General features: G+C 73.0%; 18 protein-coding genes and 2 tRNA genes. 4 read left to right on the plus strand and 16 right to left on the minus strand.

The window, feature by feature from the left end:
* Nucleotides 1–234: 234 nt before the first annotated feature.
* The gene (locus tag OIB37_RS15065) at nt 235–1,704 is read right to left on the minus strand and encodes an MFS transporter (RefSeq protein ID WP_330458109.1); all 1,470 of its coding nucleotides are present in this window, start codon (nt 1,702–1,704) and stop codon (nt 235–237) included.
* A gap of 176 nt (nt 1,705–1,880) precedes the next feature.
* On the opposite strand from OIB37_RS15065, the gene OIB37_RS15070 reads away from it, so the two are divergent.
* From OIB37_RS15070 to OIB37_RS15080, 3 genes are all read left to right on the plus strand, one after another.
* Nucleotides 1,881–1,978 (plus strand) — tRNA-OTHER (locus tag OIB37_RS15070).
* Between the two features lie 19 nt (nt 1,979–1,997).
* Nucleotides 1,998–2,069 (plus strand) — tRNA-Cys (locus tag OIB37_RS15075).
* A 117-nt stretch (nt 2,070–2,186) separates the two neighbouring features.
* Nucleotides 2,187–2,405 carry a hypothetical protein gene (locus OIB37_RS15080; protein WP_330458110.1) on the plus strand — a complete coding sequence of 73 codons (219 nt, stop codon included), beginning with the start codon at nt 2,187–2,189 and terminating at the stop codon, nt 2,403–2,405.
* A gap of 30 nt (nt 2,406–2,435) precedes the next feature.
* On the opposite strand, the gene OIB37_RS15085 is transcribed toward OIB37_RS15080, so the two are convergent.
* The 7 genes from OIB37_RS15085 to OIB37_RS15115 all read right to left on the minus strand — a co-directional run bounded on the left by OIB37_RS15085 (nt 2,436) and on the right by OIB37_RS15115 (nt 12,086).
* Nucleotides 2,436–3,599 (minus strand): SUKH-4 family immunity protein, encoded by a 1,164-nt coding sequence (locus OIB37_RS15085; protein ID WP_330458111.1) that lies wholly within the window; start codon nt 3,597–3,599, stop codon nt 2,436–2,438.
* Between the two features lie 361 nt (nt 3,600–3,960).
* Nucleotides 3,961–6,279 carry a xanthine dehydrogenase family protein molybdopterin-binding subunit gene (locus OIB37_RS15090; RefSeq protein WP_330458112.1) on the minus strand — a complete coding sequence of 773 codons (2,319 nt, stop codon included), beginning with the start codon at nt 6,277–6,279 and terminating at the stop codon, nt 3,961–3,963.
* Nucleotides 6,276–8,204, minus strand: a complete 1,929-nt coding sequence (locus OIB37_RS15095) for a 2Fe-2S iron-sulfur cluster-binding protein (protein WP_330458113.1) — start codon at nt 8,202–8,204, stop codon at nt 6,276–6,278. The genes OIB37_RS15090 and OIB37_RS15095 overlap by 4 nt, the downstream gene beginning before the upstream one ends.
* Nucleotides 8,201–9,094 (minus strand): FAD binding domain-containing protein, encoded by an 894-nt coding sequence (locus OIB37_RS15100; RefSeq protein ID WP_330458114.1) that lies wholly within the window; start codon nt 9,092–9,094, stop codon nt 8,201–8,203. Before OIB37_RS15100 ends, OIB37_RS15095 begins: the two co-directional genes overlap by 4 nt.
* 223 nt (nt 9,095–9,317) lie before the next feature.
* Nucleotides 9,318–10,934, minus strand: coding sequence for a beta-N-acetylhexosaminidase (locus tag OIB37_RS15105; RefSeq protein WP_330458115.1), 1,617 nt, complete (start codon nt 10,932–10,934; stop codon nt 9,318–9,320).
* 265 nt (nt 10,935–11,199) lie between these two features.
* Nucleotides 11,200–11,484, minus strand: a complete 285-nt coding sequence (locus tag OIB37_RS15110) for a DUF3039 domain-containing protein (protein WP_330458116.1) — start codon at nt 11,482–11,484, stop codon at nt 11,200–11,202.
* 29 nt (nt 11,485–11,513) lie between these two features.
* Nucleotides 11,514–12,086 carry a YqgE/AlgH family protein gene (locus tag OIB37_RS15115; RefSeq protein WP_330458117.1) on the minus strand — a complete coding sequence of 191 codons (573 nt, stop codon included), beginning with the start codon at nt 12,084–12,086 and terminating at the stop codon, nt 11,514–11,516.
* Nucleotides 12,087–12,430: 344 nt separating this feature from the next.
* Here OIB37_RS15115 and murA point away from each other — a divergent pair, with 344 nt between their 5' ends.
* Nucleotides 12,431–13,777 (plus strand): UDP-N-acetylglucosamine 1-carboxyvinyltransferase, encoded by a 1,347-nt coding sequence (murA, locus tag OIB37_RS15120; protein WP_330458118.1) that lies wholly within the window; start codon nt 12,431–12,433, stop codon nt 13,775–13,777.
* A 393-nt stretch (nt 13,778–14,170) separates the two neighbouring features.
* Here murA and OIB37_RS15125 read toward each other — a convergent pair whose 3' ends face one another.
* From OIB37_RS15125 to OIB37_RS15160, 8 genes are all read right to left on the minus strand, one after another.
* The gene (locus OIB37_RS15125) at nt 14,171–14,452 is read right to left on the minus strand and encodes an HU family DNA-binding protein (protein ID WP_018549700.1); all 282 of its coding nucleotides are present in this window, start codon (nt 14,450–14,452) and stop codon (nt 14,171–14,173) included.
* 321 nt (nt 14,453–14,773) lie between these two features.
* Nucleotides 14,774–16,198 (minus strand): NAD-dependent malic enzyme, encoded by a 1,425-nt coding sequence (locus OIB37_RS15130; RefSeq protein ID WP_330458119.1) that lies wholly within the window; start codon nt 16,196–16,198, stop codon nt 14,774–14,776.
* A 345-nt stretch (nt 16,199–16,543) separates the two neighbouring features.
* Complete coding sequence (locus OIB37_RS15135; RefSeq protein ID WP_330458120.1) at nt 16,544–18,925, minus strand: HelD family protein; 2,382 nt, start codon at nt 18,923–18,925, stop codon at nt 16,544–16,546.
* Nucleotides 18,926–18,994: 69 nt separating this feature from the next.
* The gene (locus OIB37_RS15140; RefSeq protein ID WP_330458121.1) at nt 18,995–19,759 is read right to left on the minus strand and encodes an anti-sigma factor family protein; all 765 of its coding nucleotides are present in this window, start codon (nt 19,757–19,759) and stop codon (nt 18,995–18,997) included.
* A 59-nt stretch (nt 19,760–19,818) separates the two neighbouring features.
* A complete protein-coding gene (locus tag OIB37_RS15145; RefSeq protein ID WP_037932079.1) occupies nt 19,819–20,403 on the minus strand; it encodes a sigma-70 family RNA polymerase sigma factor in 585 nt (194 codons plus the stop codon).
* A 258-nt stretch (nt 20,404–20,661) separates the two neighbouring features.
* Nucleotides 20,662–21,255 (minus strand): CGNR zinc finger domain-containing protein, encoded by a 594-nt coding sequence (locus tag OIB37_RS15150; protein ID WP_330458122.1) that lies wholly within the window; start codon nt 21,253–21,255, stop codon nt 20,662–20,664.
* 212 nt (nt 21,256–21,467) lie between these two features.
* Entirely contained in the window at nt 21,468–22,628 is a 1,161-nt protein-coding gene (locus OIB37_RS15155; RefSeq protein ID WP_330458123.1) for a uroporphyrinogen-III synthase, read from the minus strand.
* Nucleotides 22,629–22,714: 86 nt separating this feature from the next.
* The gene (locus OIB37_RS15160; RefSeq protein ID WP_330458124.1) at nt 22,715–24,070 is read right to left on the minus strand and encodes a nitrate/nitrite transporter; all 1,356 of its coding nucleotides are present in this window, start codon (nt 24,068–24,070) and stop codon (nt 22,715–22,717) included.
* Nucleotides 24,071–24,147 lie beyond the last annotated feature (77 nt).

Below are 24,147 nucleotides of genomic sequence, written 5' to 3' on the forward strand. Positions count from 1 at the left end.
GCGGCGCGATGGGGGTCCCTCCCTGCTCGAGCGAAGCCGAGAGCTTGGGGGAGAGTGACGACAACGCCGCAGATGTGCGTGCCAGACCCCGCGACCCCGGCAAGATCCGGAAGAGAGGCCCTAGGGGGTGCCCCTGCGGCACTGCGACCCATTTGGCCTGCCGGCCGCCGCTCGCCACCCCCGCCCCGCCCCCGTCGGTACGGACTTCCCGCCCCACCCCCGTCGGGTGACGGCTCACCGCTCCCGCAGCCGCGTCGTCACCCACACCCCCACCAGCGCCACCCCCGCCATCGGCAGGAACACGGCCGTGAAGGCTGCGGGACGGCTCGCGTCGGCCGCGGTGACGGCCGCCGTGCCGCCACCGCCCAGGGCGGCGAAGGCGGCGCCGGTCGCGGCGAGGAGGACGACGTTGGAGAGGGCGTCGGAGATCTGGAGCGCGGCGGAGTTGGTGCCGGCCTCCGCCGGGGCGGAGAGGTGGAGCAGGAGCACGCTGGTGGAGGAGATCACCAGGCCCATGCCGAAGCAGCCGACACCCCAGGCGACGGCGACGGTCCACACCGGAACGGAGTGCACCAGCACGCTCGGCGCGGCGGCGATCGCGGCCGCGACCAGCACCATCCCCACGCTCATCAGCCGCTCCCGGTACGGCTCCACGCGCGGCCGGGACTGCACCCACGACCCCAGCGCCCAGGAGCTTCCCCCGGCGGCCAGCGAGAACCCGGCCAGGGTCGGCGACAGGCCCCGCTGGGTGACCAGCATCAGCGGCACGAAGGACTCGGCGGCGACGAAGCATCCGGCGGCCACCCCGCGCAGCAGCACCACGGAGGGCAGCCCGCGGGCGGCACGGTAGGTGCCGCGCGGGAGGAGTCCGAGGACGGCGGGCACGAGGAGGGCGACGCCGGCGAGACCGGGGAGCAGGGAGAGCCACCGCAGGTCCTGGGCGGCGTACTGGAGCAGGCCGGCGCCGAGCGAGACGGCGAGGGCGAGCCGGATGCGGCGCCGGTCCGTGCCGGCGGAGCCCCTGGTGCCGTCCCCGGGGGCTGGCCCGGGGTCCGCCACTGGGTCCGCCACTGGGCCGGCCGTCCGCCGCCGGATCTGCGGCAGCGCGAGCGCGAGCGGGAGGACGACCAGGACCGGCACGCCGAGGAAGACCCACCGCCAGCCGAGGTGCTCCGTCACGGCACCGGCGGCCAGGGGCCCGACGACGGTCGGGAGGACCCAGCCGGCGGCGAAGGCCGCGATGATCGCCGGCCGCAGCCGTTCGGGATAGGCGCGCCCCAGGACGACGTACAGCGCGACGATCACCAGCCCGCCGCCGAATCCCGACAGGGCCCGCCCCACGATGAACACCCACATCGCCTGGGCGGTCCCCGACACCACGAGCCCCGCCCCGAACGCGCCGATCCCCGTGGTCACCGCCCCGAGCGGCCCCTTGCGGTCCGACCACTGCCCGGCGAGCACCATGCCGAACAGGCTCGTCGTGAAGAACCCCGAGAAGGCGAACGCGTACAGCGCCACGCCGTCCAGTTCCCGCGCCGCGACCGGCATCGCGGTCGCGACGGCGGTGGCCTCGAAGGCGATGAGCAGGACGACGGAGACCATCCCCACGCTGAGCGCCCGGTACGGCCGGCTCAGCACCCCGCCCTCGCCCGGCCCGGCGGCTGTGTCCACAACATCGGTGTCACGGGGTTCGAGGACGGTCATGCCCGTCAGCGTAAGGCGCACAACGGGGTTTGACTCCTGTCTCGAGACCGATGATCACTACGACTTCGGTCGTACGCCCGCCGGGTTTCATGAACGCCGTATGGCAGTCCCGTTGCGGCATCGGGTTTCGCCTTGAGCCCGCCGCACGGCCGCCCGTACGTTCATTCCACGTACCCGGCCGTGTGCCCGAGTGGCTCAGGGACTCGCCTGCGCCGCATCCATCAGCGAGCTCCGCTCGCGGGGAGTTACGCGGGTTCCATTCCCGCCACGGCCGTGGAGAAGCAGTTGATCACGGCCGTGTGCCCGAGTGGCTCAGGGACTCGCCTGCAAAGCGAGTTACGCGGGTTCGATTCCCGCCACGGCCTCAAGTGCCTCGACGAGGCGGAACGGAAGGGCGGCACCCCGCGGGTGCCGCCCTTCCGTCCGTCCCGGCCGTCCGGCGCGAACGCACCGGGTGACGCACGGGCGTTAAGGTCGCCCGCATGGGTGGGGAGACCGAGGCGCGGGGCGCCGCCGAAGCCGGCTGCCGTACGTGCCTGAGATGTGACAACTCGCTGCGGACACGGCGGATACCGCGCTTGTTCTGCTCGCGCCGGCATGCGGCGGAGTCGGTGACCACGATGCTGGTCTTCGGCGTGGTGGCCGTGCGGGTCGCCCTGCACGTCGCACACGGACTGCGCTGGATTGGCGTTCTGGGCTGAGCCCCCGGCCCCCTCGTCCCGCGACGTGCCTCAGAGCGCTCCGCCCGCCTCGTCCTGGAAGAGCCGCGTCCAGTAGTGCCAGTGGGTGTCCGGGGACAGGCCCGTGGGGTCGAGGGAGGTCAGGGTGTGGAGCATGGCGGCGGCGAGCTGGTCGTAGGCGGCGGTCGTGAGTTCGTTGGCCAGGTGCTCGTCGATGGTGCGCTCGTGGTGGAGGAGCCAGAGCGTGAAGGCCAGGGTCGAGACGTCGCTGTTGAGGGGATGGAGCGTCCCCTCGGTCTCGCTGAAGGTGAGGACCGCGCCCGTCCTGCCGTCGACCACCAGGCTGTTGTCCTCGACCAGGTGCCCCAGGCGGATCAAGTGGTCGGAGTGGGCCGGGAGTTCGACGCGGAGGTGGCTGTCCGCGCACTCGCCGGTGACGTACTCGGTGAGCGTGGGCAGCGGGACGTCGGCGTCGGCGTGGAAGAGGACCGCCTCCTCCGGCAGGCCGGTGTCCCGCAGGAAGCGGCGGGTCGGCTCGTGGGTGAGCGTGGCCGGGAAGTCGACCTCTTCGAAGCGGGCCACGCGGCCCTGGCCGAACTCCTGGTCCAGGAGCCGGGCCGGGACGTCCAGCGCGAGGCCGCCGGACGCGCTGCCGGGACCCGCGACGAGGGACAGCGGGCGGATGAGGGCGGCGGCCTTCCAGTAGGCCGGGACCCTGCCGTCCGTGCCCTCCTCGAAGAGCGTGAGGAGGCGGCGGGAGGCCTCGGTGGCGGTCCTGGGGCCGTACTGGCCGGCGAGGGAGGCGAACCGGCCGCGCAGGCCCGTCAGTTCCTCCGTGACGGCGGCGAAGTTCAGCAGGGTGGTCAGGGAGGGGGCGAAGGCGCGCGGCGCGGCGGGGGCGCAGAGGTACGTCGTGGTGATCTCGCCCGTGACGCCGTCCAGCAGGATCGACTCGCGGGCCATGCCGGCCGGGTTGAGCAGTTCGCCGATCACCAGGCGGTCCCGCAGCTCCTCCGCCAGGTGGAGCGGTCCGTCCGTGGCGTCGGCCAGTCTGCGCAGCCCGTGGGTGCGCAGGGGCGAGAAGGTCAGCAGGCCCGTGTCCGCGGGCAGTCCGGGGCCGGTGAGCAGCCCGCGCGTCGGCGCGTGCGTGACGTACTGGCCCAGTTCGGCCTCGGTCAGTGTGATCGCCGGAATCCCGGCGTCGGTGATGCTCATCGCTCCCCCGCGATCTTCTTCAGTTCTTCGGGTCTTCGGGTTTATCGTTCCGCGGTCCCGGGCAGGGTGTGCCTGACCGCTCTCCGGACTCCCGGCGAATGCGGCGCTCCCCCACTGACGGCAACACTACGCCGCCCCACTGACAACGCCCCACGAGGAAAGACGCCGGAAGGCCCGTGCGCGTTGCCCCGCCGCACGAAGTGACACCACGTGAAGACCGTCACGTGAGCCCCGCCACGTGAACCCCCTCACGTGAAGTAGATGCCCCCCAGCACCACCGCCAGCGCCGCCACGGCGAACAGCAGGATCCAGAAGAACAGCTTGCCCACGCTGGGCGGCGGCTCGTAGCGGGGTTCGTCGGTCACTGGGGGGTCACCACTGCGGCTTGGGGGCGGATGGGGAGGCGGTTGACCGGGCGGCCGGTGGCCGCGCGGACCGCGGAGGCGATGGCGGCCGGGGAGGTCACCACCGGCACCGCGCTCGCGGACTTGGCGCCGAACGGGGCGACGACGTCCCGCTCCTCGACCAGCTTCACGATCCGGATGTCCGGCGCGTCCAGCGCGGTCGGCAGGGCGTACCCGGTGAGGTCGGGGTGGCGGACCAGGCCGCGCGGCGTGCGGAGGTTCTCCGTGAGCGCGATGCCCACGCCCTGGGTGACGCCCGCCTCGATACGGGCCGCGAGCTGCGCCGGGTTGAGGACCCGGCCGACGTCCTGGGCGACCGCCAGCTCGACCACCCGGACCGCGCCCAGCTCCACGTCGACGTCCACCACCGCGCGGATCGCGCAGAAGGCGAGGCCGACGAACGCGTCACCCTGGCCGGCGGCGTCGAGCGGCTCGGTCGGATGCGGGCGGCACTGGGCCGTGGCCCACAGCTCCTTGCCCTCCATCGTCTCCGCGACGGTCGTCGAGAGGACGCCGTCGTACGACGTGATCTTGCCGTCGGTGATCTGGAGCAGTTCGGTGGACATGCCGAACTTGTGTGCCAGGGGCTGGAGAAGCTGGGTGCGGACCATCTTGGCCGCCCGTTCCACCGCGCCGCCGGAGACCCAGGTGTGGCGCCCCCGGCAGCCCGCGCCGGCCGGCGGCTGGTCGGTGTCGACCGGTGCCACGTGCACCTCGTCGATGCCGAGCGTCTCCTGGACGATCTGACGGGCGAGGGTCGTGAAGCCCTGGCCGGTCTCCACCGCCGCGCACAGCACCGTCGCGATGCCGTCGTGGACCCTGACCGTCGCCGTGGACACCTCGTCCGCGCCCTCGGCTCCGAGCATGTGCACCATGCCCAGGCCGTAGCCGACGCCGCGGCGCACCGCGCCCGGCTCGCCGGCGCCCTCGGGGCCGCCGGGCAGCAGCCAGTCGTCCTCGGGGGTGTCCTTGGGCAGCGCCGGGAGCGGGAAGTCCCGGACCGCCTGGAGGAGTTCGGCGACGGGGGCCGGGCAGGTGACCGTCTGGCCGATCGGCAGGACGTCGCCGGTGGCGAGCGCGTTGCGCAGCCGCACCTCGGCTGGGTCCAGGCCCAGCTTCTTCGCCAGCTTGTCCATCTGCGCCTCGTACGCGGCGCACACCTGCATCGCGCCCTCGCCGCGGACATGGCCGGAGGTCGGGTTGTTGGTGCGGACGGCCCAGCCCTCGATGAAGGCGTTCGGGACGACGTACGGGCCGCACGCGAAGGAGACGGCGGCGGCGAGCGCGTCGGCGGAGGTGTCGGCGTAGGCGCCGCCGTCGAGGAGGATCTGCGCCTCGACCTTCACCAGCCTGCCCTCGGCGTCGGCGTGGTGGCGGTAGCGCAGCAGGGTCGGGTGGCGGTGCGCGTGGCCGAGGAAGGACTCCTCGCGGGTCGCCGTCAGCTTCACCGGGCAGCCGGTCTTCAGCGCGAGCAGGCCGAGCGGGAGCTGGAAGCCCTGGTCCTCGCGGTCGGCGGTGGCGCCGGGCACCCCGGTGACGACGATCTTGACGAGTTCGGGCGACAGGCCGTAGCAGGCGGCGGCCGTGTTGCGGTCGGCGTGCGGGTCGGTGGAGGCCAGGTACAGCTCCACGCCGCCGTCGGGGCGCGGCACCGCGAGGCCGGCCTCGGCGCCGATGGGGGCCGGGTCCTGGCGGCCGATGCGGTACTGGCCCTCGACGACGACCTCGCCGACCGCGTCCGGGTCGCCGTGGTGCAGCGGGATGTGCCGGATCAGGTTGCCGTCGGGGTGCAGCGGCTCGGCCTCGAAGGACAGTTCGGGGTCGGTGACCGGTTCGAGCACCTCGTACTCGACGATGACGGCGGCCGCGGCCATCCGCGCGGTGTCCGGGTGGTCGGCGGCGACGGCGGCGATGGGCTCGCCGTGGTGGCGTACGACCTCGGAGGCGAACACCGGCCGGTCGGGGGTGCCCCGGCCGTGGCGGGGCGTGCCGGGCACGTCCTCGTGGGTGATCACGGCCCGGACGCCGGGCATCTCGCGCGCGTGGGTGGTGTCGATGGAGACGATGCGCGCGTGTGCGTGCGGGGAGCGCAGGACGGCCGCCCACAGCAGGCCCTCGGCCCACAGGTCGGCCGCGTACGGGAAGGTTCCCTCGGTCTTGGCGCGGGCGTCGGCGTGCGGCAGGGAGGCGCCGAGGCCGTGCGGCAACGCCTCCTCGTCGGGCGCTGCTTCCGCCGCGAGGGGCGCGGTGGTCGCGGTGGCGGCTTCGTTGCTCACGCCTGGCCTCCGTCCTGGCCGTAATGCTGGTCGTGCGGCCCCGGCGTGCCGTAGGTGCCGGGGCTGTCGAACACGCTCGGTGTGTCGAACGCCGAGGGATTGACGCCTCCGGCGCCGGGGCCCGCCTGGTGCGGGATGCGTGCCTCGTCGCCGTCCGCCTCGGCGTCGGCGGCGTGGTGCGCCTCGCGTTCGGCGACGACCTCCTGGACCGCGTCCAGGACGCCCCGGTAGCCGGAGCAGCGGCACAGGTTGCCGCACAGGGCCTGCCGGGTCTCCAGCTCGGTGGGCGCGGGGTTGCCTTCCAGCAGGTCGTGCAGGGTCATCGCCATGCCGGGCACGCAGAAACCGCACTGCACGGCACCGCACCGGGCCAGGGCCCGCTGCACGTCGGAGGGCTGCCCGTCGACGGCCAGGCCCTCGACCGTACGGACCTCGCTGCCGGCCGACGTGACCGCCGGGACCAGACAGGAGGCGACGAGGCGTCCGTCCACCTGCACGTTGCACGCCCCGCACTCGCCCTGCGAGCAGCCGTCCTTGGCGCCGGCGAGCCCGAGCCGCTCCCGCAGGACGTACAGCAGGGACTCGCCGATCCAGGCGTCGGTGACGGGGCGGTCGGCGCCGTTGACGCGCAGGACGTAGGAGGCGAGGGGGTGGTCGTCGTGCGGGGAGACCGGGGCGGGGTCCTGGGCGGCGTCGTCCGGGCCGGCCTGGTCCGCCGGGTCCGCCGGGGCTCCGGCGTCGGACGCGTCCGCGTCGTCGTTCGCGTCCGCTTCGGAGTCCGCGTCCGGGCCCGTGTCCGCCTCCGCGGCGGCCGCCTGGTCGTCCGGTGCGCCGGGGGTCCCGGGAGCGTCCGGGACGGCGTCGGCGTCGGGTGCCGGCGTGTGGACCGTGCCGAACGGGGCCGCCATGTCGGCCACTTCGTCCGGGCCGGGCGCTCCGGGGACGCCGAACAGGCCTGTGCCGCCGTGCGGGTCACCGGCGACCGGCACGTCGGCCGTGGCGGGCGCCTCCGCGGCCTGCGGCGCGGGCTCGGTCTCGATGGTCGCACCGTGGGCCGCGAGGCCGTCAGCGGGGCTTCCAGGGGTCTGCGCGGGGGCGTCGCCGTGCCCCGTGGCGTCCTCGGCCGTGACCGCGTGACCGGCTGCCGGGTCCTCGGCCCCGTCGTCCGCGTAACCCGAGTACCCGTGGGCGTGTTGGGACGGGGGGACCTGGTCCGCCGGGCTCTGGGCGTACGTCTCCTGAGGCGCGAACCCTTCCGGCGCGAATCCCTCGTGCGCGAACCCCTCGGCGTGTTCGAAGCGCTCGGCGTGCTCGGCGTGCTGGACGTGCTCGGCCTGTGGCGGCGCCGCCTCCGGCTGCCCCCAGGGCTGTCCGGCGCCCTCGGTCGCCCAGGGCGCGGCCGCGCCGCCGGGGAGGGTGGCCGGCGGGGTGCCGCCCCACTGCTCGACCAGCGCGGACGTGGTGAACTCCCCCGACTCGTCGGGAAGATCACCGCCGGCCACGGGGATGGACCAGTGCCCGGTGACGTCGTGCCCGGGCGCGGGCGGGGCGGGCGGCGTCGCCGGTGCGGCGGGCTCCTCGTAGGTCCAGTGCTGGGTGGCGCCGGGGTGGTACGTGAAGCGGTCATCGGGAACCTGCTCCCGGGGCACGGCGTTCGGGTCGGGCCACTGCCGGCCGTCGGCGGGCCGCCCCCAGGCGTCGGCGTGGGCCGGCTCGCCCGCCCCGGGGTGCGCCGTTATCGGCGGCGGCACATAGCCGTGACCGGGCGCGGCCAGCGGGCTGTCGCCGGCCAGGAGGGCCTCGATGCCGCCCTCCGGAAGCTTGACGAAGGCGGTGGCGCCGTCGTCGTAGTCGCCTTGGGGCAGCGGGTCCCAGCGGCTGCCGCCGCTCGGGGGTGCGCCTTCTCGGTGCTGGTCGTCGGTCACGACAGCGCCCTCCCCAGTGCTCGTCGGGCCAGCGCGGCGACGGTGCGCCGCAGGTGCAGTACGGCGGGCGGAAGCGGGACGAAGGAGCCGTCCGGCTCCGGGGCCGGGTCGGGGATGCAGGCCGCTGCGACGTACTCACCGAAGGCCTGCAGGGCCTCCGGGACGAGCGCGCGGTCGTTGTCCCAGTCGATGAGCTGCGCGACCCACTGCTCGGCCTCCAGGGGCCTGAGCGGCATCGGCGCTATGGCGCCGACGGCACACCGCACTCCGCGCCGGGCGGGGTCGAGGACCAGCGCCACGGAGGCCACCGCGCGACCGGGGCCGGTGCGGCCGGTCGCCTTCAGGAAGACCTGGGGAGCGTGCAGCAGCGGTACGCGCACGTAGCCGATGAGTTCGCCGCCGCGCAGCATCTCCACGCCGGCCAGCAGGTGCGACACCGGGATCTCCCGGCCGGCTCCGTCCGGGCCCGCGATGATCAGGGTCGCCTCCAGCGCGGCCAGCACCGGCAGCGCGTCCCCGGTGGGGGCGGCCGAGGCGATGTTGCCGCCCAGGGTGCCGGCGTTGCGGATGTGCGGCGGGCCCGCGGCGCGCGCGGCGGCGGCGAGCGCCGGGATCAGGGCCGCGAAGTCGGGGCGGCCCATGCGCGCGTGGGTGAGACCGGCGCCGAGCAGCGCGTGGCCGTCCTGGTACTGCCAGCCGCGGATCTCGCTGATCCGGCCGAGGCCGACCAGCGCGGCGGGCCTGAGCTGGCCGGAGTTGACGGCGGCCATGAGGTCGGTGCCGCCGGCCACGGGGACGGCGGTGGGCATGGCGGTCAGGGCTGCCACGGCCTCGTCCAGTGTCGTGGGCAGCGTGACGGCCTGCGCCGCCTGTGGTGCGTGCGTGGTCAAACCGGCTGCCCCTTCCCGCTGCCCCACCTGGTCCCACCTGTGTGGCCGTACGGTACGTGCTCACAGGGCGGACGTGGCAACTCTGGCACATCTTCGCAAGGCTCGAACGCGGGGGTCCGCGGTGTGGGATTCACCCGTCCCATCAGGGAGATGGCCCGTTTTCCCCCGGCATCGACCGGGCGGCCCGATTGACACTCTTCGGTGACCCCTGGGGCATTTGCCGTTACCTGTTCGGGGGCGGCCCCTCGATCGGGCGGCCGGGCACGCCGGGGCGCCGCTGCCAGGGCCGGGGCCCGGCGGGCGGCCGGTAGGCCACGCCGAGGGCGTCAAGTCGCCGGTAGTGGACGGCCATCCGGCGCTCGAAGTCCGCGAAGTCCCGCTCCGGCGGGGCGGGCAGCCGGCTCCAGGCCACCTCGGCGAACGCGGCGAGCCGGGGAAAGGCCTGGTAGTCCACGCGCGCGGCGTCCTCCAGCACCTCGGTCCACACGTTGGCCTGGGCGCCCAGCACGTGCCGGGCCTGCGCCCCGGTCAGCCCGGGCGGCACGGGTTCGAACCGGTAGACGTCCTCCAGTGTGCGCACGAAGCCGATCGGCACCGGCTCGTCCGCGCCGGGCGCCTGCCGGTGGTCCAGGTAGACGTGCTGCTCCGGGCACATCACGACGTCGTGCCCGGCCCGCGCGGCCGCGGCGCCGCCCTCGTGGCCGCGCCAGGAGGAGACCGCGGCCCCCTCGGGGAGGCCGCCCTCCAGGATCTCGTCCCAGCCGATGAGCCTGCGCCCGCGCGCGGCGAGCCACCGGCCGAAGTGCCCGGTGAACCAGGACCGCAGCCCCTCCTCGCCGGCGAGGCCGAGTTCCGTGATCCGCGCCCGCGCGGCGGCCGACCGGCGCCACTGGTCCACGGGGCATTCGTCGCCCCCGACATGGACGAATTCCGAGGGGAAGAGTTCCAGCACCTCCTCCAGGACGCCCTCGTAGAAGCGCAGGGTGGCGTCGGTGGGGGCCAGCACGTTCGGGGAGATCCCCCAGTCGTCCCAGACGGTGAGGGCGGCGGTGTCGACGACGTCGGTGTTGCCGAGTTCCGGATACGCGGCGATGGCCGCCTGCGAGTGGCCGGGTACGTCGATTTCGGGGACGACGGTGATATGCCGCTCGGCGGCGTAGGCGACGATCTCCCGGATGTCGTCCTGTGTGTAGAAGCCTCCGTGCGGCTTCTCCTCCCACAGCGGTGAGGCGCGGTGCCCGAATTTCGTCCGCGGCCGCCAGGAGGCGATCCCGGTCAGTCCCGGGTACCGCTCGATCTCGATCCGCCAGCCCTGATCATCCGTCAAGTGGAAGTGAAAGAAGTTGAGTTTGTGCGCGGCCATCAGATCCAGATAGCGCAGGACGCCTTCCTTGGGCATGAAGTGCCGGGCGACGTCGAGCATCAGACCGCGCCAGCGAAAACGCGGGGCGTCCTCGACGGTGATCGCCGGCAGCTCCCGGTCCCGGTCCGGGCGCAGCGGCGCGCGGCGGAACGCGTCGGGGCCGAGCAGCTGGCGGAAGGTCTGCGCGCCCCAGAAGACGCCGGCGGCGCTGCCGCCCTGGATGCGCGACGGACCGTCGCCGACGACGAGGCGGTAGCCCTCGGCCGGAAGACCGGATTCGACGCTCAGCACGATGCGGTCGTCACGGTCACCGGTCTCCGGAAAGGACAGCCCGGTCGCCGCGCCGACGGTGGCACGCAGCCAGCGCGCGACGCCCTCGGTACCCGGCCGTGCCTCCAGAGCCGTGTCCCGGCCGACGCGCGTGCGTCCCGCGGTGTTCCACCGGCAGCGCGCCGGAGCCGGAATCACCTCCACCATGGCGAGTCCTTTACCGATCGGGGGCGAACGGGATCGGCAAGACCGCCGGAGGGGCGTCCGGGAGGGCATCCGAAGGGGCGTCCGGGAGATCGTCCGGAAGGTCATCACGGACGGGTAAAGGGGCCGTCGGAATCATGACCAGCAGGGTGCCCCGGAGGGCGAATCGGAATCAAGAAGCGGGAAAAACAAAGGCCCCCCGGGACGCGCCTTGGGCGTGTCGGGGGGACCTCGGATCTCCGGGCGGGCCAGGGGCCCGGGAGCCCCTTTACTTCTTCTTGTCGCCGCCCTTGTCGTCGCCGCCGCTGCTCATGGACTCGTAGATCTCCTTGCACATGGGGCACACGGGGTACTTCTTCGGGTCACGGCCCGGCACCCACACCTTGCCGCACAGCGCCACGACGGGCGTGCCGTCGAGGGCACTCGCCATGATCTTGTCCTTCTGGACATAGTGGGCGAAGCGCTCGTGGTCGCCGTCGCCGTGGGACACCTGCGGCGTCGGCTCTACGAGGGTTCCCGTACCAGTCCCGCGCTCGGGCTCAAGAGTGCTCATATCAGCAAGAGTACTGAAGCTCATCCGCATCAGTTGAGCGACGGGTCGTCCGGATACGTGGCCACCATCGCCAGTTCGCTGCGCTGGCGGCGCAGCACCTCGCGCCACAGTCGCTGGGGTGCCGGAGAGGAGACGTCGCCGGGTTCGGACTCGACGACGTACCAGGCGCCCTCGACCAGTTCGGCCTCCAGCTGACCCGGGCCCCAGCCGGCGTATCCGGCGAAGATCCGCAGGGAGCCGAGGGCCGAGGCGAGCAGCTCGGGCGGTGCCTCCAGGTCGACCAGGCCGATGGCGCCGTGCACCCGGCGCCAGCCCAGCGGGGCGCTGTCGCCGTCCGCGTCACCGGGGATGACCGCGACACCGAGGGCCGAGTCCAGCGAGACGGGGCCGCCCTGGAAGACGACGCCGGGCTCGCCCGCGAGGGCGGCCCAGCCCTCCAGGATGTCGCCCACGTCCACCGGGGTGGGCCGGTTGAGGACGACGCCCAGCGAGCCCTCCTCGTCGTGGTCGAGGAGGAGCACCACCGCACGGTCGAAGTTCGGGTCCGCCAGGGCGGGGGTCGCCACGAGCAGCCGCCCTGTGAGCGAGGACACCTCGGTCATGCCAGACATGATCCCGCATCTTGCCTCCGCGTGGGGAGCCAATCGGGGTCCGGGAGTGAACGCGGCGCGGATCGAAGGGGTGGCCCGCGGGGCACTGTCATGGAGAGGGCGCGGGGCTGTCGCGGGCGGGCGCCGGGGTGCGCCCCCGGTGTCCACGCGCCACGCCGCCGTCGCGGTGACCCCTTGTGCCCGGAAGGGAACCGTTCGTGTTGTGACAGAGCCATGACGCGGCTGGGCGGCACTCGGGCTTACTGGAGGGGGGCCATCGGCGATTACCCTGTCTCTCCGGCCCCTGCTCCAAGTGATCGGCCGACCCCTGCCCGACTCATCGGAACGCGAGATTCATGACCGTCAACGGCTCTGACGACGTACTGCTTGTCCATGGCGGAACCCCGCTGGAGGGCGAGATCCGTGTCCGCGGCGCGAAGAACCTCGTGCCGAAGGCCATGGTCGCCGCCCTGCTGGGCAGCGAGCCGAGCCGCCTGCGCAACGTCCCGGACATCCGTGACGTGCGCGTCGTGCGCGGTCTGCTGCAGCTGCACGGCGTGACGGTCCGTCCGGGTGAGGAGCCCGGCGAACTGGTGCTCGACCCGTCGCACGTCGAGAGCGCGAACGTCGCTGACATCGATGCCCACGCCGGTTCCAGCCGCATCCCGATCCTGTTCTGCGGCCCGCTGCTGCACCGTCTGGGTCACGCGTTCATCCCGGGCCTGGGCGGCTGCGACATCGGCGGCCGGCCCATCGACTTCCACTTCGAGGTGCTGCGGCAGTTCGGCGCGACCATCGAGAAGCGGGCCGACGGGCAGTACCTGGAGGCGCCGCAGCGCCTGCGCGGCACGAAGATCCGGCTGCCCTACCCGTCCGTCGGCGCGACCGAGCAGGTGCTGCTGACGGCCGTCCTCGCCGAGGGCGTCACGGAGCTGTCCAACGCGGCCGTCGAGCCGGAGATCGAGGACCTCATCTGCGTACTGCAGAAGATGGGCGCGATCATCGCGATGGACACCGACCGCACGATCCGCATCACCGGTGTGGACAAGCTCGGCGGCTACAACCACCAGGCGCTCTCGGACCGCCTGGAGGCCGCGTCCTGGGCGTCGGCGGCGCTGGCGACCGGCGGCAACATCTACGTCCGCGGCGCCCAGCAGCGCTCGATGATGACGTTCCTGAACACCTACCGCAAGGTGGGCGGTGCCTTCGAGATCGACGACGAGGGCATCCGCTTCTGGCACCCGGGCGGCCAGCTGAAGTCCATCGCGCTGGAGACGGACGTGCACCCCGGCTTCCAGACCGACTGGCAGCAGCCGCTGGTGGTGGCCCTCACGCAGGCCACGGGCCTGTCCATCGTCCACGAGACGGTGTACGAGTCGCGGCTCGGCTTCACCTCCGCGCTGAACCAGATGGGCGCGCACATCCAGCTCTACCGCGAGTGCCTGGGCGGCTCGGACTGCCGCTTCGGCCAGCGCAACTTCCTGCACTCGGCGGTCGTCTCCGGCCCGACCAAGCTGCAGGGCGCCGACCTGGTCATCCCCGACCTGCGCGGCGGCTTCTCGTACCTCATCGCGGCCCTGGCCGCCGAGGGCACCTCCCGGGTCCACGGCATCGACCTGATCAACCGCGGCTACGAGAACTTCATGGAGAAGCTCGTGGAGCTGGGCGCGAAGGTCGAGCTGCCCGGCAAGGCGCTCGGCTGACCGGCACGAACACGAAGAGGGCGGCCCCGGTGAAAGGGGCCGCCCTCTTGGCGTTCTCCGCTCAGCCGCGCGCCGAAGGGGCGCGGGGAGCCGCGCGAACGGCCACGACCGGCCCGCGGCCGCCCACGGCCGCCCACGACGAGCCCCGCCTGCCACGATCACCCGTGACGCCCACGACCGGCCGCGCTCGCCCGTGAACGCCCACGACCGGCCGCGATCGCCTGAGACGCGGCGGAGACGACGAATGGGCGGTCCTCCCGGTGAAGGGAGGACCGCCCATTGGCGTCGTCAGCTCAGGCGCACCTCGAAGAGGCGCGGGGAACTGCGCGAGCGGCCGCGACCGGCCCGCAGTCCCCCACGGCGCCCAGTCGCCCGGCGCCCGAAGCGGAGCGCTTACTTGCCCTTGGCGGCTTCCTTGAGCTTCGAGCCCGCGGAGACCTTCACGCTGAAGCCGGCCGGGATGTTGATGGGCTCACCGGTCTGCGGGTTGCGCGCGGTACGAGCGGCACGGTGGGTGCGCTCGAAGGTCAGGAAGCCGGGGATGGTGACCTTCTCGTCGCCCTTGGAGACGATGTCGCCGACGACCTCGGCGAACGCGGCCAGAACGGCGTCGGCGTCCTTGCGGGTCACCTCGGCGCGGTCGGCCAGCGCGGCCACCAGCTCACTGCGGTTCATGTTGTTACTCCCGTGTTCTTCTTGCCATTGAGGCGTGAGGTGAGATCGATGCCGATGCGCTCGCGCCTAGGGACGCATCCTGCCCCTACCTGCGGCGGGAAAGCCAATCCGGCACCCGTAGGAGTCGTGAGAACACCCTAGGGAGTCACACGAAGAGCGCCCGCTCGGCCGTCACCCTAGAGGGCGCCCGGTGGTGGGGGGTTCCGCGACGCGCCGGTGCGAAGGGCGCTGCCGTATCGATCCTCACGACCACGACACAGTACAGGGCGGCGTAAACGGCCCGTCCGGCGCTCGCCGACGGGCCGTTCGGCCGGAGCGGGCCTACTCGGCCGACACGGTCGCGCCGGCGGCCCGCGCTGCGTCGCGCACCGCGCCGGCCACCGCGCCCGCGACCCGGTCGTTGAACACGCTCGGGATGATGTAGTTCGGGTTCAGCTCGTCCTCGCTCACCACGCCGGCCAGGGCCTGCGCGGCGGCGAGCATCATCTCGGTGTTGACCGTGCGGGAGTGGGCGTCGAGCAGGCCGCGGAAGACACCCGGGAAGACCAGCACGTTGTTGATCTGGTTGGGGAAGTCCGAGCGGCCGGTGGCCACAACTGCCGCCGTCCGGCGGGCGATTGCCGGGTCGACCTCGGGGTCGGGGTTCGCGAGCGCGAACACGATCGCGTCGTCCGCCATGGCGGCCACGTCGGCGCCGTCGAGGACGTTCGGGGCGGAGACGCCGATGAAGACGTCGGCGCCGCACACGGCCTCCTTCAGGGTGCCGGTCAGGCCCTCGGGGTTGGTGTTGTCGGCGATCCAGCGCAGCGGGGAGTCGGCCGGGGCGTCCACCAGGTCGCCGCGCCCGGAGTGCACGACGCCCTGGATGTCGGCGACGACGGCGTTCTTCACGCCGGCCGCGAGCAGCAGCTTGAGGATGGCCGTGCCGGCGGCGCCGGCGCCGGACATGACGACGCGGATGTTCTCGATCGCCTTGCCGGTGACGCGCAGCGCGTTGGTGAGGGCGGCGAGGACGACGATCGCGGTGCCGTGCTGGTCGTCGTGGAAGACGGGGATGTCGAGGGCCTCGCGCAGGCGGGCCTCGATCTCGAAGCAGCGGGGCGCGGAGATGTCCTCGAGGTTGATGCCGGCGAACCCGGGGGCGATCGCCTTGACGATCTCGACGATCGCGTCGGTGTCCTGGGTGTCCAGGCAGATCGGCCAGGCGTCGATGCCGGCGAAGCGCTTGAACAGGGCGGCCTTGCCCTCCATGACGGGCAGCGCGGCCATGGGACCGATGTTGCCGAGGCCGAGCACGGCGGAGCCGTCCGTCACGACCGCAACGGAGTTGCGCTTGATCGTGAGGCGGCGGGCGTCCTCGGGGTTCTCGGCGATCGCCATGCACACGCGGGCCACACCCGGCGTGTAGATCATGGACAGGTCGTCACGGTTGCGGATGGGGTGCTTGGACTGCATCTCGATCTTGCCGCCGAGGTGCATCAGGAACGTGCGGTCCGAGACCTTGCCGAGGGTGACGCCGTCGATGCCGCGCAGCTCCTGCACGATCTCGTCGGCGTGCGCGGTGGAGGTCGCCGCGATGGTGACGTCGATGCGGAGCTTCTCGTGGCCGGATGCGGTCACGTCGAGGCCGGTCACCGAGCCTCCGGAGGACTCCACAGCGGTGGTGAGCTGCGAGACGGCGGTTCCGCTCGCGGGCACCTCCAGCCGGATAGTCATCGAGTAGGAGACGCTGGGCGCCGTTGCCATGGCCGACTTCCTCTGCTTTCACCGTGTCGCGTGTTGTGCCGTCCGATCGTCGCACCTACCCCCGAGTACGTGGTAGTCGCCTCGACTTAAGGACGTTTTGTTCACGTCTGCCGCGTCCACGCGGGCAGACGAAGAGGCCCACGTCACACGGTGACGTGGGCCTCTCGCACGTTCATGACACCGACCCGCCATGCTCGCCTCGCGGCAAGTGGTCCCTCGTAGGGACAAAGGTTGGGCCCGGGGGCTTGGATCGAGCCGGTGCCACAGCAAGGCTAACAAACGGATGCCGACCCTCATTCCCGATGTGTGGAGTTCGGGGGAACCGCCGTGTGGCGCCCGGGTGAATCAGTCCCTGAGCAGGTCCGGCACCCCGGCCGCGTCCGGCTCGTCACGCTCGCCGGACACCACGGTCAGCTGCTGGGTGGCCCGGGTCAGCGCGACGTAGAGCACCCGCAGACCGGCCGGGGACTCGTCGGCGATCTCCGCCGGGGACACGACCACCGTCGCGTCGTACTCCAGGCCCTTGGCCTCCAGGCTGCCGAGGGCCACCACCCGGTCGCCGAGTCCGGCCAGCCAGCGCCGGGCCTCCTCACGCCGGTTCATGGCGACGACGACGCCGACGGTGCCGTCGACCTGGTCGAGCAGCTGCTCGGCCGCCGCGCGGACGGTCCGCTCCAGGGAGTCCTCCACGACCCGGAACCGGGGTTCGACGCCGGTGGAGCGTACGGCGGAGGGCGACTCGGAGCCGGGCATGGCGAGGGCCAGGACCTTGGCGGCCAGCTCGGCGATCTCCGCGGGGTTGCGGTAGTTCACGGTGAGCTGGAAGCGGCGCCGGGGGCGGGTGCCGAGGGCCTCGTCGCGGGCCTCGGCGGCCTCGTCCGGGTCGGACCAGGAGGACTGGGCGGGGTCGCCGACGACCGTCCAGGTGGCGTGCCGGCCGCGGCGGCCGACCATGCGCCACTGCATGGGGGTGAGGTCCTGTGCCTCGTCCACGATGACGTGGGCGTACTCGGTGCGCTCCTGCGCGAGCCGCTCGGCCCGCTCCCACTGGGACTCCTCGCGGGTCGGCATCAGCTCCTCCAGGCCGGTGAGGTGGGCCAGCGGGTCGAGTTCGCGCTTCCTGCGGGGAGGACGGGCCGGGGCGCCGAGGATCGCCTGGAGTTCGTCCAGCATGGCGATGTCGTGCACGGAGTGGCCGTCCCGCTTCAGCGAGCGGGCGACCTTGCGGACCTCGCCGGGGTTGAGGACGCGGCGGGCCCAGCGGCCCAGGCGCCGGTCGTCGGCCATGGCCGCGAGGACGCCCTTCGGGGTCAGCTCGGGCCACCAGGCGTCGAGGAAGCCGATGAAGGAGTCCTCGGTGGTGATGTCCTCGTCGAAGGAGGAGCGCAGCTCGGCGGCCAGCTCCGGGTCGCTGTGCCGCCCGGCCGCGCCGGACTTGGCCCACAGGGCGTCCAGCAGCAGCTTGCGGGCGCGCGGGCGCAGCAGGTTGACGGGCGCGGTGCCGCCCAGGGCGGTGTGGCGGACACGTTCCAGCTCGGCGGCCTCCAGTTCGAGGCGGCGGCCGAAGGCGACGACGCGGAGCCGGGTGGGCGGGCCGGCGGGGGTCCCGGGGGTGATGTCGTCCTCGTCGTCGTCCAGGGTGAGCTGCCCGGCGGGGGCGCCGCCGCCCCGGCCCAGCTCCAGGGCGCCGCGCGCCGCCTTCCGCAGCACCTTCAGCATCCGGTGCGAGCCCTTGGCGCGGGCCACGGCCGGGGAGTCGTACAGCGTGGCCTCGACACCGTCGACGAGGGAGCCGATCGCGCGGATGGCGACCTGGCCCTCCTCGCCGAGGGAGGGCAGCACACCCTCGGTGTAGGCCACCAGCAGCGGGGTCGGCGAGACGATCAGGATGCCGCCCGCGTAGCGTCTGCGGTCCTGGTAGAGCAGGTAGGCGGCGCGGTGCAGGGCGACGGCGGTCTTGCCGGTGCCGGGGCCGCCCTCGACGTAGGTGACGGAGGCGGCGGGGGCGCGGATGACCAGGTCCTGCTCGGCCTGGATGGAGGAGACGATGTCCCGCATGGTGTGGCTGCGGGCCTGACCGAGCGCGGCCATCAGGGCGCCGTCGCCGATGACGGGCAGCTCCTGGCCGTCGAGGGTGGCCTTCAGCTCGGGGCGCATCAGGTCGTCCTCGACGCCGAGGACCTGGCGGCCCTTGGAGCGGATGACGCGGCGCCGTACGACCCGGCCGGGGTCGACCGGGGTGGAGCGGTAGAACGGCGCGGCGGCCGGCGCCCGCCAGTCGATGACCAGCGGGGAGTAGTCCTCGTCGAGGACGCCGATCCGGCCGATGTGCAGGGTCTCGGCGATGTCGGCGGTGCTGTCGGGCCGGACCGCGCCCTCGGCGGGCTCGATCGCCGTGTACGCGCCGTCGGGGCCCTTCTTGCCGTCCTTGCCGGCGAGCAGGTCGATGCGGCCGAAGAGGAAGTCCTCGAACTCGTTGTTGAGCCGGTTCAGATGGACACCGGCCCGGAAGACCTGGGCGTCGCGCTCGGCCAGCGCGCCCGGTGTGCCCACCTGGCCGCGTTTGGCCGCGTCGTTCATCAGGAACTCGGCCTCGTGGATCTTCTCCTCTAGACGCCGGTACACCCGGTCCAGGTGTTCCTGCTCGACGCTGATCTCTCGGTCACGTACGGAGTCGTGTGCACCGTGTACCGAGCCGAGCGCGGACTGCTGAACCTGAGCGGCCACCGGGCCCCCTTCTGACGTGCTGGGCAGCCGTCAACCGTACGCGAAGGGGACCCGGCAAAGCTACGTCGGCTACGCGTCCACCTGGACGAGCTTCTTCCCTTCGAAGGTCATCACCTCGAAGTGGTCGATCTCGTTCGGCTTCAGAGCGGTGCCGCCGCCGATGTACAGCGGGTTCTTGGCCTCCTGGGTCGGGGCGTCCGGGAGCCCGTAGCCCCACTTCCCGACGGACCAGGAACCGAGCGTCTGGCGTTCGCCGTTCTTGGCGACCGCGACCAGGGAGCACTTGAGCGGTCCCTTGACGCCCTTGAGCTGGAGGACCGTGTCGGTCCCCCAGTTCTTCTCGCCCATGGCGACGGTGGCGGAGACGCCGGTGGCGTTGTCCGTGCCCGAGACCTTGTCGGGCAGCTTGGCGAAGGTGTCCTTGGCCCCGGCCGCCAGCGGCGTGGCCGTCTGTCCCGAGTCCCCGCCGCTACCGGCCGCCATGACGCCGACCGGGCCGGCGATGATCAGCGCGGCCGCGGCCGCGATCATGTAGAAGCTCTTGCGCCGCTTCTGCGCCCGGCGCTCGGAGACGTCGTCGACCAGTCGCTCCACCAGCCGCGGGCTGGGCCGCGCCGACAGCGACTCGCCGAGCGCGGGGGTGCTGCCGCTTTCCGGGAGGTCGGCGAGGGCGGCCAGCATGGGCTCCATCCCCGCCAGCTCGTCCAGTTGCTGGGCGCACCACTCGCAGCCCGCGAGGTGGGCCTCGAAGGCGGTCGCCTCGGCGTCGTCCAGGATCCCGAGCGCGTAGGCGCCGACGGTCTCGTGTTCGTTGGGCGCTGGAGATCCCTGCATGCGGCCAGACATACCCGTACCACCCGTGCCGAACCCTTGCATTCCCCCGTATCCGCTCATCACGCCGTCACCCCCCGCTCCTCCAGTGCCAGCTTCATCGAACGCAGGGCGTAGAACACCCGGGAGCGGACCGTGCCGCTGGGTATGCCCAGGGTCTGGGCCGCCTCGTTGACGGTACGCCCCTTGAAATAGGTCTCGACGAGGACCTCCCGGTGGGCCGGGGTCAGGTCGTCGAGCGCGTCCGACAGCGTCATCAGCCACAGCGCCTTGTCGATCTCGTCCTCCGCGGGGATGACCTCCAGCGGCGACGGATCGACCTCCTGCGGCCGGGCCTGCCGGCTGCGGTGGCCGTCGATGACGATGCGACGCGCGACCGTCACCAGCCAGGGGCGTACCGAACCGGTCGCCCGATTGAGCTGACCGGCGTTCTTCCAGGCACGGATGAGGGTTTCCTGTACGACGTCCTCGGCGCGCTGCCGGTCTCCGGCCACCAGCCTGAGGACATACGCGAGCAGCGGTCCGGCGTGCTCGCGGTACAGAGCACGCATCAGCTCCTCATCAGGTTCCGAGGGCTGTGAAGACATGCGATGTCGGGCCCTCGATCCACGTTCATTGGCCACGGCCGCATCCTTGCGCACGCCCACCTCCGGTGTCCGGGGGTTCCCCCAGTCGGTCGCTCGCCCACCCGTACGGAACAGGGACGTGTGTTGTTCAAACCTGTGGAGCATTTTTCTTGGGGGTGGTGTGACGAGCGGGACATGCGCACACATTCTCCGCGCCCGATCTTTACATTTCCGACACATCGTCAGGGGCGGTCCGGCGCAACGGACATGACCACGGGAAACCCCTGGCGGGCCACGGTGTTACCTAAATCACTGCACGCCGGCGGGGTCCGGCGGCCCTCAGGCGCGCGCGAGCGCGGCCCGCCGGCGGTGCCGGGCCACCCGCTCCCGGTTCCCGCAGACCTCGCTGGAGCACCAGCGCCGCCTGCGCCCCCGGGACGTGTCGAGGTACACGATGGGGCAGTTGTCCCCTTCGCACTGGCGCACGGCGGCGCGCGCCACGGGGTCGGTGAGCAGCTCCACGGCATCGCGCGCGACGACGGCCAGCAGCGCGGCGCACGCGGGCGCCCCGGCCAACTCCCGTACCAGCGTGCCGTCCTCCCCGCGTACCGCGCGCGGGACCGGGGGCGCGGTGCCCGCGATCTCGTTGACCCGGCCGAGCGCGGGACCGTACGACGCCGGGTCCGCGACGGCGGGGCCGCGCACCAACCGGTCGACGTGTCCGCGCAGTTCCCGGAACCGGACCGGCCAGGAGGCGTCCGCGTGGTCGAGCGGGGTACGGGCGGGCACGAGACCGGCGCCGGTGATCCAGGCGCACAACGGGCCCACGGTGCCGAGCTGTTCGGCCGGGTGCGCGGTCGCGAGCAGATCCAGGCAGATCCGCCCGGCGTCGAACCGCGGCTCGTACGGGGCCGTGGCCGTACCCAGTGCCATGTGTCCGTCACCGCCTAGGGTCACCGAGCGTGGGTTCCGCTTCCCCTCCCACAGTGCCCGTCCGCACCCGGCACCGGAACCCCTCGTACCGCCGTTCCCCGCGGCGCGGCACCGAAGCGGGGCACCGGAGCGGGGCACCGGAAGGCCGGAGCGCCCGGAAACCGGCACCGGGAACCCGGAGCACTCCGGGGCGGCCGCCCGTGCGCCGCGGCTCACCCGTCGGCGTACTTCGCGTCCGCCCTCGGGTCCAGCGCCAGCCGGTATCCCCGCTTCACCACCGTCTGGATCAGCTTCGGCGCCCCCAGTGCCGTACGCAGCCGGGCCATCGCCGTCTCCACCGCGTGCTCGTCGCGCCCGGCGCCCGGCAACGCCCGCAGCAGCTCGGCGCGGGAGACGACCCAGCCCGGCCGCCGCGACAGCGCGCGCAACAGCGCCATCCCGGCCGGCGGCACCGGCTTCAGCTCGCCGTCGACCAGGACCGCGTGGCCCCGGATCTCGACCCTGCGCCCGGCGACCGGCAACGCCCGGGCGCGCCCCGGCAGTTCCCGGCACAGCAGCTGCACCAGCGGCCCGAGACGGAACCGCTCGGGATGGACGGTGTCCACGCCGTGCGCCTGGAGGGGCAGCGCGGTGACGGGGCCGACGCACGCGGGCAGCACGTCGTGGCCGAGCGCGGTGAGCAGGTCGTCGAGGAGCCCCCGTTCCCCGGCGCGGGAGAGCAGGGAGGCCGCGGCGGGGGCGCTGGTGAAGGTGAGCGCGTCCAGGCCACGCGAGACGGCCGCGTCCAGCAGCCGGTCCAGGGGCCCGGTGTCCTCGGGCGGCAGCCACCGGTACACCGGCACCGGTACGACCTCCGCGCCCCCGGCGCGCAGCGACTCGACGAACCCCGGCAGCGGTTCCCCGTGCAGCTGGACGGCGACCCGGCGGCCGTCGACTCCCTCCTCCAGCAACCGGTCCAGCACCTCGGCCATGGACTCGCCGGACGGCGACCACTCCTCGGTCAGGCCGGCCGCCCGGACGGCCCCCTTGACCTTGGGGCCGCGCGCCAGCAGTTCGGTGTCGCGCAGCCGCCCGAGCAGCCGTTCGCCGAGCCCCCAGCCCTCGGCGGCCTCGATCCAGCCCCGGAACCCGATGGCGGTGGTCGCCACGACCACGTCCGGCGCCCGGCCGATGAGTTCCTCGGTGGCGGCGAGCAGTTCGCTGTCGTCGGAGAGCGGCACGATGCGCAGCGCGGGCGCGTGCAGGACGACGGCGCCCCGCCGCTGGAGCAGCGCGATCAGCTCGTCGGCGCGGCGCGCGGCGGTGACCCCGACCGTGAACCCGGCGAGGGGTCCGTGGTCCGGGGGTCCGGGGTGCTGCTGTTCGTCGTCCATGACTCTCCTGCCTGGCCCGCGTGCCGGACCGAGCCTGTCAACGGCGCGTGACGGGCTCGGTTCGGTGTGATGTCGCCGTTGTTACGTCACACTTCCAGGCGGGCCGGCCGTGCCCTCTCCCCGGCCGCGGTGACCGTGGCCGGGCGGCGAAGGTATACGGCCCAGGTCACCGCGGAGCAGGCGGCGTAGAAGGCGAGGAAGGCGGCGAAGGCGCCGGTGCCGGAGCCGTACGCCAGGAAGGACTGCCGGAAGGCGAGGTTGATGCCTGTGCCGCCGAGCGCGCCGACGGCTCCGACGATCCCCATGGCCGCACCGGACAGGCGTCGGCCGCAGGCGACCGCGTCCTCCCCCACGAGGCCCTTCGCGACCGCCTTGGCCTGGAAGATCCCCGGGATCATCTTGTACGTCGACCCGTTGCCGAGCCCGCTCAGCACGAACAGCGCGACGAAGACGGGCACGAACAGCGGCAGGGACTGCCGCATCCCGGCGGCGATCAGCACGGCGGTGGCGGCGGCCATGCCGGCGTAGTTCCACAGGGTGACGCGGGCGCCGCCGTACCGGTCGGCGAGTCGGCCGCCGACGGGCCGGACGAGGGAGCCGAGCAGCGGGCCGGTGAAGGTGAGGCAGGCGGCCTGGAGCGGGGTGCGCCCGAACTGGTTCGTCAGCACCTGGCCGAAGGCGAAGCTGTAGCCGATGAAGGATCCGAACGTCCCCGTGTAGAGGAAGGCCATGATCCAGGTGTGGGCGTCCCGGGCGGCGTCCTTCGCCGCACCGGTGTCGTTGCGCACGGTGGCGAGGTTGTCCATGAACCGCGCCGCGAGGGCGGCCGCCACGACGATCAGCGGGATGTAGATCGCGAGCAGCACGCGGGGTCCGCCGCCCGCCCCGATGACCGCGAGGGCGGCGAGCTGGATCACGGGCACGCCGATGTTCCCGCCGCCGGCGTTGAGTCCGAGCGCCCAGCCCTTCTCGCGCAGCGGGAAGAAGGCGTTGATGTTGGTCATGGAGGAGGCGAAGTTGCCCCCGCCGATGCCGGCCAGCAGCCCCACGAGGAGGAACGTGGAGAAGGACGTCCCCGGCCTCGTCACCGCGAGGGCGGCGACGGCCGGCACCAGCAGCAGGGCGGCCGAGACGACCGTCCAGTTCCGGCCGCCGAAGACGGCGACGGCGAAGGTGTAGGGCACCCGGGCCACGGCGCCGACCAGCGTCACCATCGAGGTCAGCAGGAACTTGTCGGCGGGGGTGAGGCCGTACTCGGGCCCCATGAACAGCACGAGCACGGACCACAGCGTCCAGACCGAGAACCCGATGTGCTCACAGAGCACCGAGAGCCACAGGTTGCGCGCGGCGACCTTCGCTCCGCCGCCCTCCCAGAACCCCTCGTCCTCGGGGTCCCAGTGTTCGATCCAGCGTCCGCCGTGCCGACGGGCCGGTACTGCCATGACGCCTCCACGGTGCTCCGGGTCCCCGGTCTGCCGACGGGACCGGTCACGAAGGTAGGAAGGCCGGGTTTCCGCAC

The organism is Streptomyces sp. NBC_00820, assembly GCF_036347055.1.
In the GTDB taxonomy this organism is placed as follows: domain Bacteria; phylum Actinomycetota; class Actinomycetes; order Streptomycetales; family Streptomycetaceae; genus Streptomyces.